Below are 10,509 nucleotides of genomic sequence, written 5' to 3'. Positions count from 1 at the left end.
GACTGGAAGCCGACGCAGTCGATCGGGACGCCGCGGGACTTGAAGTCGCGGACCATGTTGTAGATGCCGGTGCTCTTGGCGTTGACGCCGTCGGTGTTGTAGTCGTTGTAGCAGAGCTTCGCGCCCGGGTCGGCGGCCCGCGCGGCGCGGAAGGCCGCTTCGATCCAGTCGTTGCCGGTGCGCTGGAGGTTCGAGTCGCGGCGCCCGCCGCTGCCGCCGTCGGCGAACGCCTCGTTGACGACGTCCCAGGCGTAGATCTTGCCCTTGTAGTGGGTGGCGACCTGGGTGACGTGGTTCATCATGGCCTGGCGCAGGTCGGAGCCTTCCATGCGCTGCGCCCAGCCCGGTTCCTGCTGGTACCACAGCAGCGCGTGCCCGCGCATCCGCTTGCCGTTGCTCACGGCCTGGTTGAGGATCCGGTCGCCGTTGCCGTAGCTGAACTGCCCGCGGTTGGGCTCGGTGGCGTCCCACTTCATCTCGTTCTCGGCCGTGACCATGTTGAACTCCCGGTTCAGGAGGTTCACGTAGGTCGAGTCGCCGAGCTTCCCGGCCGCGACGGCGGCGCCGAAGTACCGGCCGGTCTGGGCCGCCGCCGCGCCGAGCGTCGAGGCCGCGCCGTCGGCGGAGGTGGCGAGCACCAGCGAAACCCCGAGTGACGTCGCCAGGAAAGCCGAGGCCAGCGCGGCTCGGGAGAACGACCGCGATGTCGTCTTCATGTTCACACCTTCATTTCGTGGTTTTGCGGGGGTGCGCGGTCACGGGCTGGTGCACGTGGCCGCGTCGAGGCTTGCCGCGCCCGGACCGGACACGAGGAAGCCGAAGGTCGTGGTGGCGCCGGCGCCGAGCGTGCCGTTGTAGTCGACGTTCTTGACGGTCACCGGGCTGGTGCCGCTCGCCGTGCCGCCCCAGATCTGGCCGACGCTCTGGCCGCCGGCCAGGGTGAACCGCACGGTCCAGCCGGTGAGCGCGGCGGTTCCGGTGTTCGCGACGGTCACTTCGCCCTGGAAGCCGCCGTTCCAGCTGCCGACGACCTTCGCCGTCGCGGTGCACGGGCCGTCCCCGGTCGGGGGCTGCGGGTCGTCGCCGATGCTGCCCGGGACCGCCTTGAGCGCGTTGTACCAGGTGGTGGCCATCTTGCTGTAGCCGGCCGCGTTGGGGTGGATGCCGTCGGGCAGGTCCGCGATGGCCACCGCCGGGTACATGTCGACCAGGTGCACGCGCTTGCCGGCGGCGGCCTTGGCCCGCATGTCCGGGGCGATCGCCGCGTTGAAGGTGCGGACGGTCTGGTCGGCGAACCGGATCGGGATGATGGTGGCGACGAAGACGTCGGCGCTCGGGGCCAGGTTCGTGATCCGGTCGACCAGGGCCGACAGCCGTCGCGGCGCGCCGGCCGGGTCGCTGCCGTACATGTCGTTGGTGCCGATGTGGAGCAGGATCGTGCGGGGCCGGTAGGTGTTCAGCCAGCCGGTCACGGAGCCGTCGACCTGGGCGATGGTCCAGCCCGGGTGGCCTTCGTGGTTGCGGTCGGGCATGCTCGCCGGCCCGTCGGCCAGCGAGCCGACGAAGTCGATCGAACGCCCGTCGGCGCGCAGTTTCGCGCCGAGGTCGAGGCGGTAGCCCCCGATCGAGCCGCCCTGGGTGATCGAATCCCCGAGCGGCATGATCGGCACCGGAGCGGCGGCGCTTTCCGCGGTGCCGGGAACGACGGGCAACACGGCACAGGCCGCCGCCAGCACACCGGCGAAGATTTTGGCGAGTTTCATCGGTGAATCCTTCGTGGGCCGCGGATCCGGTGTAAATTACATTTCTTCTGGTTTCCGAAACTTTCGCCGCCGGCAGTTCCGGAATTGCCCGGTGGAACGTTAGCGCTAACAGTGGTCGGGAGCCGATGGCCGGGCGCCTTCGTGGCGCCCGGCCGCCGGTTTCCGGCCTAGTTCACGCTCGCGGAGAACGAGTTGACCGCGAGCCCGACGCCACCGCGCCACGGCTCGAAGCCGGCCTGGATGCTGGTGAGGTACCAGGAACGGTCGACGCGGGTGCGGTTGTCGACGTCGTTGACGAAGTCCAGCACGTTGAACGACCAGCCCGAAAGCGTGGACTGGGCCACGTAGGACACCACGTCGTTGCCGCCGTTGTTGCCCTGCCACACTTCCCAGCCCCGGCCGCCGATGCTGGTGGTGCCGACCCGGCCGCCGACCGGCTGCACCCCGCCGACGCGGTTGAACCAGATCATGATCTCCATCTGGTTGACCCCGTTGGTCTTCGGCGTCGGGTCCAGCCAGATGTCGTACGAGGCGTCGAAAACCGAGTTGCCGACGTAGGTGTAGGAGATCGACGACGGCACGCTGCCGATCCGGCTGAGCTGCCGGGGCAGGGGACTGCCGGGGGAGCAGTTCGAGTAGTGGCAGCCGAGGTAGACGGCCGGGTAGGACAACGGCGCGCCGCCGCTGGTGGACCCCTGCTGGGTCTGGATCCGGAACCCGCTGCCGGTGACGTTGATGCACTGCTGCGCGCTGCTGCCCCAGCGGTTGTTCATCACGACGTACCGGCCGCCGATGGTGGTCGAGCCGTACTGGTCGCAGATCAGGGTGTCCGCGTGGGCGGCCGGGGCGACGGCGACGGGCGCCGCGACACTGGCCGCGGCGAGCAAGGCCGCGGACAGGGCGTTCCTCAGTTTCATGGTCTCCTCCACGTCGTCGTGGCATTTTCTGGGAGCGCTCTCAACCGAATCGCCATTGATGTAACCACAGCGGGCGGCCGGAGCAAAGAGGATGGCCGTGATCGATTTACCGAATGCGTTCTCCCGTCTCGCGCGCAATGGGGAACGAGCCGGTCACGCGGCCGCCCGCAGCGTCCACTTCTGGTTCGCCTGCCCGTGGCAGGTCCACAGGATCAGCTTGGTCCCGGCGGCGGTGCCCTGCCCGGTCGCGTCGAGGCACCGGCCGGACTGCACACCGGTGATCGTCCCGTCGGCGTTGACGTTCCACTGCTGGTTGGCCTGGCCGGAACAGCTCCAGATGATCACCGGGGTGCCGTCGGCGGTGCCCTGCCCGGAGGCGTCCAGGCACTTCGACCCGAAGGCCGTCAGCTGCTTCCCGCTGGGCGTCCAGGTCGCCCCGGCGCAGTCCTGCAGCTGCACCGCGGTGCCGTCGGCGGAACCCGGGACGTCCGCGCACCGGCCCGACTGCGTTCCGACGAGCTGCCGGGCCGAGGACTGGCCGGGGCTGCCGATGCTGCCCGGGACCGCCTGCAGGGCCGAGTACCACACCGCGGCCATCTTGTCGTAGCCCCCGGCGGTGGGGTGGACGCCGTCGATCAGGTCGGCGGTGGTCAGCGCGGCGTGCATGTCCACCAGGTGCACGTGCTTGCCGGCGTTCTGCTTGCTCTGCACCATGCCGGGGATCGTCGCGTTGAAGGTGCGCCCGGCGGCTTCCTGGCCGCTGTTGGCGATCGGGATGATCGTCGAGACGAAGACCTCCGCGTCCGGCACCGCCCCGGTGATGTGGTCGACCAGCGCGGACAGGCGGGCCGGCGCGCCCGAGACGTTGTAGTTCTGCAGGATGTCGTTGGTGCCGATGTGCAGCAGGACCGTGTGCGGGGTGCTGGTGCGCAGCCAGCCGGTGATGTTCGCGTCGATCTGGTCGATGCGCCAGCCCGGGTGTCCCTCGTGGTCGTGGTCGCCGAGCGACGCCGGTCCGTTGGACTGCGATCCCACGAAGTCCACCTGGTAGCCGCCCGCGGTGACCCGCTGCCAGAGCCCGATCCGGTACCCGCCGGGCACCTGTGTGCCCTCGGTGATCGAGTCGCCCAGGGGCATCACCTTGACCCCGCCGTTCGATTCGGCGGCGGCGGTGCCCGGCAGCAAGGTACCGGCCAGGACCGCCGCGGCGGCGGCGAGCCACCCGAGCCGTGTGCGCATCTCGTCTCCTCGGTGATCGGCCGTCACACGCCGGTGATGGTCCACTGGTTGTTCGTGCTGCTGTTGGGCGTCCACAGGCCCACGCTCGAGCCGGCGGTGGTGTTGCCCATGCCGTCGAGCGCCGTGCCGGTGGCCCGGTTGACGATCTGGTAGCGGCCGTTGCCCAGTCCGGTCAGCTTCCACTGCTGGCTGGTGGCGCCGGTCCACGCCGTCTGCGCGCAGGTGGCCCCGTTGGCGGTGTTGCCCCGGCTGTCGGCGACCATCCCGTTGGTGCGGTTGACGATCCGGACGTACCCGCCGCCCGCGTCGGTCAGCTGCCACTGCAGGTTGGTGCTGCCGTCCCAGTTCCACTGCTTGAGCGGGGAGCCGGCCGCGACACTGCCGCCGCTGTCCAGCACGAGACCGGTGGTGACGTTCGCGATCCGGGACCAGCCGGTCGGCAGGGGACCGGTGCCGGGCGTGGGGACCTGGCCGGAGAACGTCAGTTTCACCACGTACGCCGGCGCGTCGAACGGCGGATTGGCCGAAGGCAGCTGGACGCGCAGCGCGGAGCCGTCCTGGACGGGCGCGGGCAGGGTGGTGGCGGTGCCGGCGTCCGGGCCGAGCAGCTGGGCCGAGACCAGGGTGCTCAGGTTGATCCGGTTCGAACTCAGCGTGGTGATCGGGAAGGTGCTCCCGGGCCAGCCCAGCACGGTCGCGTACAGCACGGTGTTGTCCTTGCTGCGGGTGAACCGGACGTCGGTCCGGGTCCCTTCCACCGGGGTGGTGAACGAGCCGCCGCCCATCTTCGTCGGCCCCTCGCCGTAGACCGCCCAGGCGCGGGTGCCGTAGACGGATTCGCCGAACCGCTTGAGGTAGTTGCCGATGCCGAGCAGGATCGTGCGCTGCCCGGCCGGGATGGTGCCGTCGGCCATCGGCGCGATGTTCAGCAGCATGGTGCCGTTCTTGCTGACCCGGTCGAGCAGCGAGTGCAGGATGGCCTTCATCGAGTAGTAGCCGATGCCGGTGGTGTAGCACCAGCTGGAGCTCGAGATGCTGTCGTCGGTCATCCAGTACGGGCTCATGAGGTCGCCCGGGCCGCCGCGTTCGAAGTCGAAGACCTCCCCGCGGTTGTTGAACCCGTCCTTGTAGGTGGCGACGACGTCCTTGTTCCAGGCGACCGCCTGGTTGTAGTAGCGCGACAGGAAGTTCAGCCGCTGTGCTTCGTCGACCTGGGTCAGGTTGAAGTCCTGGTACACGAGGTCGGGCTGGTAGCCGTCGACGACCTCCCGGAGCTTGTCGAACCAGAGCTGGTTCTCCGCGGACCGGCCGTTCTGGCCGAAGAGCCGGCGCAGCGACTCGGTCGGCTGGTTCGGCACGTGGTCGTAGTAGCCGGTGAAGTGGTACGCGTGGTGCAGGGCCGCCAGCAGCTTGAGACCCTTCGCGCGGATGGCGTCCGCGTGCAGCCGCAGCAGGTCCAGCTTGGGCCCGGTCTTGACCGAGTTCCACTCGTTCGCCGCGCTGTTCCACATCGAGTAGCCGTCGTGGTGCTCGGCGACCGGGCCGGCGAACTTCGCGCCGGCGTCGGCGAAGAGCTGGGCCCACTCGGCCGGGTCGAAGGCCCCGCCCGCCGACTTGAGCTTCGGCGCGAACTGCACCCAGTTGCCCGACTTGTCGCGGGCACCGTTGATGAAGTTCTGGTACGGCCACGCCGACGGGTCGCCGAAGACCTGCTTGTGGTGGTTGTTCTCGTTGGACCCGCCGATGTACATGTTGCGCGGGTACCACTCGTTGCCGAACGCCGGGACGCTGAACACGCCCCAGTGGTAGTAGATGCCGAACTTGGCGTCCTGGAACCACTCCGGCGCGGGCGGGTGCTGGTCCACCGACGCCCAGCTGGGGGTGTAGCTGCTGGGTCCTTCGGTGGCCCACCCGGGCCGGACGCGGACCACGCCGGCGGCCGCGGCGGCCCCGGCCACCACGATCAGCCGGCGCCTCGACAGCTCGAACGAAGACATGGGGCGACCTTTCAGCTCAGGGACCACTTCTGGTTGTTCGCGCCGGTGCAGGCGGCCAGCTGGATCGCGGTGCCGTTCGCGGTGCCGGAGCCGGTCACGTCGAGGCAGAGTCCGGATTGGACACCGGTGACGGTCCCGTTGGCGTTGAACGTCCACTGCTGGTTGTTCTGCCCGTTGCAGGTCCAGATGATGACCTTGGTGCCCGGAGTGGTGCCCTTGCCGGAGGCGTCGAGGCACCGGGTGTCGCCACCGCTGTAGACGTTCAGCTCGCCGGTTCCGGTGCGCGTCCACGTCTGGTTCGTGCCGCCGTTGCAGTCCCAGATCTGCACCTGGGTGCCGGGGGTGGTGGAGACGCCGTTGACGTCGAGGCACTTGTTCGCGCCCACCGCGTGCACCGCGCCGGTGTTCGTGCCGCCGGGGCTGCTGTAGCCGGCGGCGATGACGCTGGCCTGCACCGCGTTCTCCGTGGCGTCCGTCGGGAAACCGCTGGTCACGGCGCCTTCGAAGAACTCCCCGACCCCGGAGACGCTGTTGTCCCCGCCGGTGCCGAGCAGGATCGACGGCTCCAGCTTCATCGGCGAGTAGCCCCGGGGCAGGCCGCCCGAGTACGGCGTGGTGAGCCCGCCGCTGGTGGCGTCGCCGTACTTCAGCGTGAAGTTGGTGGTGCCGTTGTTCTTCAGCCACGCACTGACGAACGGGTGGTGCACGCCCGGGTTGTTCGGGTCCTTGTTCGACCCGGAACCGGTGTGGTACATGCCGTTCTCCAGGTCGGCCTCGACCCACGGGCCGGTGCCGGTGCAGCCGTTGAACCAGCAGGCGGTGCCCCAGTAGATGGCGTTCATGGTGGCGTTGCCGGTGTCGGTGTGGGAGACCTCCCCGCTGCCGTAGTCGAAGCAGCACCACTGGTTGACGTAGTTCGACGAGGTGATCATGTAGATCCCCTCCGGCTGGGCCCCGACCGGCGCGCCCTTGGCGTTGTCGATCCGGTAGCCGACGCCCTGGGTGACCTTGATCCCGTACACCGGGTGCCCGCCCACCGTGACCGGCAGCGCCATCGCGTCCGCGCCGATGTCCGACCCGTTCGGGCCGGGGCCCTTCCAGAACCCGCCCCACGAGATCGGCAGGTCGTTGTGGTTCGCGGTCTGGTCGTAGATCTTCGTGACCGTGCACCGGGTGCCGGCGCAGAAGGTGACCTGCGGGGCCGAGTTCGCGTAGCCGCCCGCCGCCAGCAGGCCGATGTCGAGGTACTTCTGGTCCGAGGCCCGCTGGATCTGGTAGAGCGGGCCGTTGTAGCCCCCGAACAGGGCGCGGGTGGTGCTGTGCGCCGTGACGCACGGGGTGCCACCGGCGGCGTAGAGGTCGCACGCTTCCTGCGTGGCGGCCTGGGCGGCGGTGCCCGCGGCGGCCACCGCCCCGGTGGCCAGGAGGACGGCCGCGGCGGCGGCTTGCAGGGTTCTGAGCAGCGAACGCTGGGTGAAGACCATGGCCGAACTCCTCTGTTCGTCAGCCGAGAGTCCACTTCTGGTTGTTCGCGCCGGTGCAGGTGGCGAGCTGGATCAGCGTGCCGTTCGTGGTCGCGGACCCGGTCACGTCGAGGCACAGTCCGGATTGGACACCGGTGATGCTGCCGTTCGCGTTGACCTGCCACCGCTGGTTGCCCTGGCCGTTGCAGTTCCAGGTCACGATCTTGGTGCCCGGCGTGGTGCCCTGGCCCGAAGCGTCCAGGCACCGGGTGCTGTCACCGCTGTAGACGGTCAGCTCGCCGGCGGTGGTCCGGGCCCAGGCCTGGTTGGTGCCGCCGTGGCAGTCCCACAGCTGCACCTGGGCGCCCGGGGTGGTGCTGGCGCCGCTGACGTCCAGGCACTTGCCGAGCGCGCGGACCGGCCCCGCGGCGGGGCTGCTCCCGCCGGTGCCGGCGGCGGCGATCACCTGCTGGGCGCCCGACGGCCAGTTCGTGCCGCTGACCTGGACGTTCCCGGTCAGCACGTTGTTGTGCGGCGATCCGGTGGCCACCTGGGTCGCGCCGCCGTTGTACCAGTTGCCGCTGAACGTGCTGTCGTTGGTGTTGTTGCTGCCGTTGGCGTTGGTGAAGGCCCAGACCCCGGAGTCCTGGATCACGTTGGCCGAGAGGCTCACGTACCGGGAGCCCTCGTCGAGGTACAGGCCGACCGTGCGGTTGTTGTCGAAGATGTGGTTGTGGTCGATCGAGCTGCCCGGGTTGGCGGAGAGGTTGTAGATGCTGCCGCCGTCGTGCATCAGCTTCTTCGTGCCGTGCACCCGGTTGTAGCTGACGACGGTGTCCCGCAGCGTCGTGGGCGTCGAGTAGACCGGCTGGTAGTCGTACAGCCCGCGGTTGCGGTAGTCCTGGCTGCCGCCCTGGTCGTTGGCGCCCCAGCCCCAGCCGACGTCGATGCCGTCGTAGGTCAGGTTCGAGACGTCGTTGTGCGTGATGACGGTGTGCGTCGCGTACGTCGAGAGGATGCCGGCCATTTCGCGGTAGTCCAGGGCGACCCGGCTGACCGTGTTGTACGAGATGGTCACGTCCCGGTTCGTCATGGCGGCGTTGGACGGGTGGTGGGCGTCGGGGCGCACGCCGCCGACGATGACGCCGCCGCCGGAGTTCTCGGTGAAGGTGTTGTGGTCCACGGTGATCGACGACGCGCCCAGCCCGACGCCGGAGGCGTGCGCGTTCGCGTCGTTGCCGATGCCCAGGGCCACCTGGCCGAGGTGGGTGAACGTGTTGCCGCTGAAGGTGATCCCCGTGGCGGCCGAGATCTGGACGGCGGCCGGTGCCTGGGCCCAGCTGTTGCGGGCGCCCTCGAACTGGCGGCAGCCCGACTGGCAGGAGGTCAGGAAGTCGGCCGGCATCGGGGCCGCGGCCGGGAGGAACGTGCCGGTCTGCTGGTTCGCGTACCCGACCGAAGTGCTGGGCGTCAGCCAGGTGGTGTGCTCGAAGTTCAGGCCCTTGAAGGCGAGCCCGCGCACCGGGCTGTCGTAGGTGCCGCCGATCTGCAGCAGCGACTGCAGCCGGGGGAGCTCGACGTCGTGGCTGCCGGGCACCCAGCCGCCGGGCGCCTTGTAGTAGAGCTTCCCGGCCTGCGGGTCGAGGTACCACTGGCCGGTGTTCTTGAGGAAGGAGTAGGAGTTCTCGAGGAACAGCTGGCCGCCGCCGAACGGCTTGGCGAGGGTGTCGTAGCCCCAGTTGTTGTTGTTCCACGCGGGTTGCTGCATGACGATCGAGGTACCGCTGATCCGGTCGACGGGGGCGTACCGGTCGGTGAAGGAGTTCTGGCTCTCCACCTCGATCCGGTTCTGCTGCGGCAGCGTGGCCAGGTAGTTCAGCGCCGGGTTGGTGATGGTCATCCCGCTGGTGGTGAACTGCACGTCGCTGCGGGAGATCGGGATCCCCGCGCGCGGGGCGAGCGCGCCGTCGACGAACAGCTGCCGGGAATCGGCGCCCGGCGGCACGGACGCCACCCAGATGTTCTGCCCGGCGTCCTGCACCGACCAGCCGGTGACCTGGGAACCGCCGGAGAGCACCGGCTTCTGGCCGGGCGCGGCCTGCCAGGTGACGGTGTGGCCGTTCTGCCCCGAGTCGGCGCTGGTGAACCGCAGCGGGGCGGTGAGCCGGTAGGTCCCGCCGGCCAGCTGCACGACGACGTCGTTGCCGGCCGACTGCGCGCGGGCCAGCTGCTGGGCCTTCGCCGGGGTGGCGACCGGCTGCGTGGGCGTGCCGGGATTCGAGTCGTCGCCGTCCGGGGCGACGGCGATGGTGACGGTCGCGGCGTGGGCGGACGGGGTGGCGAGGGCGGTCACCACGAGAGCGGTGACGAGTGCGGCGGCGATGCGCGACGGCATGGGCGAGTACCTCTCCGGACGGGGTGGCGCCCAACCGTCCACTGTGTACTGGAAGCGGAGTCCGGCCGGCCGGGCGCGGGGCCGGACCGGCCTCGGCCGGCGGCGGACCGGGCAGGATGTGTACGACTCATCCGACGCGGCGGGGTGCCGGCGGTTTTCGAAAGTTTCGAGGCTGCCTGACGGCTTTTCCGTTGTGGTGTCGGTGATCCATGAGAGCAGCGCGCCCCTCCGACGTCAAGCGAGGAGCAGGCGCATTGCTCCGTCCTGACCCCCGGAGGCCGCCCTGGATGTAACTTTCAGGCCGCTTTGACAAAGATTGACCGGGTGGTGGGTTGTCGAGGTAAGGTGCTGCCCGGGGTTACTGAGTCATACTCATTGCGTGACCCGTGACGAGGAAGTAGTAGCACCGCCTGTCCCGTACCGCCCCGGTTACGAAGTGGTGGCGGAGCAGATCCTGCGGCTGATCGCCGAACTGGAACTGCGTCCCGGCGACCGGATGCCGACCGAGAACGAGCTGGCGGCGCGGATGGGAACCAGCCGGACCATGGTGCGGGAGGCCGTCAAGATCCTCTCGGCCATCGGCCGGGTGCGAGCGCACAAAGGACGTGGGCTGTATGTCTCCGACGACGAGGGCATGCTCGGCGGGTCCCGGTGGGGCGCGTTCTTCCTGCCCACCGATCTCGACCACGTCTACATGCTCTTCGAATTCCGTCGCATCCAGGAGACCGCGGCCAG

At 69.5% G+C, this 10,509-nt stretch carries 8 protein-coding genes; 1 reads left to right on the top strand and 7 read right to left on the bottom strand.

The window, feature by feature from the left end; genetic code table 11:
- The 7 genes from CCN39_RS32875 to CCN39_RS32845 form a co-directional block, all read right to left on the bottom strand.
- On the bottom strand, positions 1-716 hold a 716-nt coding region (locus tag CCN39_RS32875), incomplete at its 3' end, for an endo-1,4-beta-xylanase (RefSeq protein ID WP_208630495.1).
- Between the two features lie 39 nt (positions 717-755).
- Complete coding sequence (locus CCN39_RS32870) at positions 756-1,763, bottom strand: cellulose binding domain-containing protein (protein ID WP_086848626.1); 1,008 nt, start codon at positions 1,761-1,763, stop codon at positions 756-758.
- Positions 1,764-1,930: 167 nt separating this feature from the next.
- Complete coding sequence (locus CCN39_RS32865; protein WP_244211104.1) at positions 1,931-2,680, bottom strand: GH12 family glycosyl hydrolase domain-containing protein; 750 nt, start codon at positions 2,678-2,680, stop codon at positions 1,931-1,933.
- Positions 2,681-2,833: 153 nt separating this feature from the next.
- Complete coding sequence (locus CCN39_RS32860) at positions 2,834-3,919, bottom strand: ricin-type beta-trefoil lectin domain protein (protein WP_086848625.1); 1,086 nt, start codon at positions 3,917-3,919, stop codon at positions 2,834-2,836.
- 23 nt (positions 3,920-3,942) lie between these two features.
- A complete protein-coding gene (locus tag CCN39_RS32855) occupies positions 3,943-5,916 on the bottom strand; it encodes an alpha-L-fucosidase (protein WP_086848624.1) in 1,974 nt (657 codons plus the stop codon).
- Positions 5,917-5,927: 11 nt separating this feature from the next.
- Positions 5,928-7,400: an arabinofuranosidase catalytic domain-containing protein gene (locus CCN39_RS32850; RefSeq protein WP_086848623.1), complete on the bottom strand. Its 1,473-nt coding sequence runs from the start codon at positions 7,398-7,400 to the stop codon at positions 5,928-5,930.
- Positions 7,401-7,419: 19 nt separating this feature from the next.
- A complete protein-coding gene (locus CCN39_RS32845) occupies positions 7,420-9,774 on the bottom strand; it encodes a ricin-type beta-trefoil lectin domain protein (RefSeq protein ID WP_086848622.1) in 2,355 nt (784 codons plus the stop codon).
- A gap of 379 nt (positions 9,775-10,153) precedes the next feature.
- Between CCN39_RS32845 and CCN39_RS32840 the strand changes: the two genes are divergently transcribed.
- Positions 10,154-10,509, top strand: a 356-nt coding sequence (locus tag CCN39_RS32840; protein WP_167455252.1) for a FadR/GntR family transcriptional regulator, incomplete at its 3' end; no start/stop codon positions are given.

It is taken from the genome of Amycolatopsis kentuckyensis, assembly GCF_002155975.1.
Classification (GTDB): domain Bacteria; phylum Actinomycetota; class Actinomycetes; order Mycobacteriales; family Pseudonocardiaceae; genus Amycolatopsis; species Amycolatopsis kentuckyensis.
This window is presented reverse-complemented; position numbering and strand designations above follow the sequence as displayed.

Bases quoted from the DNA above. Each gene is read 5' to 3' on its own strand.
- CCN39_RS32845 (WP_086848622.1), bottom strand. From the start codon at position 9,774: ATGCCGTCGCGCATCGCCGCCGCACTCGTCACCGCTCTCGTGGTGACC.
- CCN39_RS32860 (WP_086848625.1), bottom strand. From the start codon at position 3,919: ATGCGCACACGGCTCGGGTGGCTCGCCGCCGCCGCGGCGGTCCTGGCC.
- CCN39_RS32865 (WP_244211104.1), bottom strand. From the start codon at position 2,680: ATGAAACTGAGGAACGCCCTGTCCGCGGCCTTGCTCGCCGCGGCCAGT.
- CCN39_RS32855 (WP_086848624.1), bottom strand. From the start codon at position 5,916: ATGTCTTCGTTCGAGCTGTCGAGGCGCCGGCTGATCGTGGTGGCCGGG.
- CCN39_RS32870 (WP_086848626.1), bottom strand. From the start codon at position 1,763: ATGAAACTCGCCAAAATCTTCGCCGGTGTGCTGGCGGCGGCCTGTGCC.
- CCN39_RS32850 (WP_086848623.1), bottom strand. From the start codon at position 7,400: ATGGTCTTCACCCAGCGTTCGCTGCTCAGAACCCTGCAAGCCGCCGCC.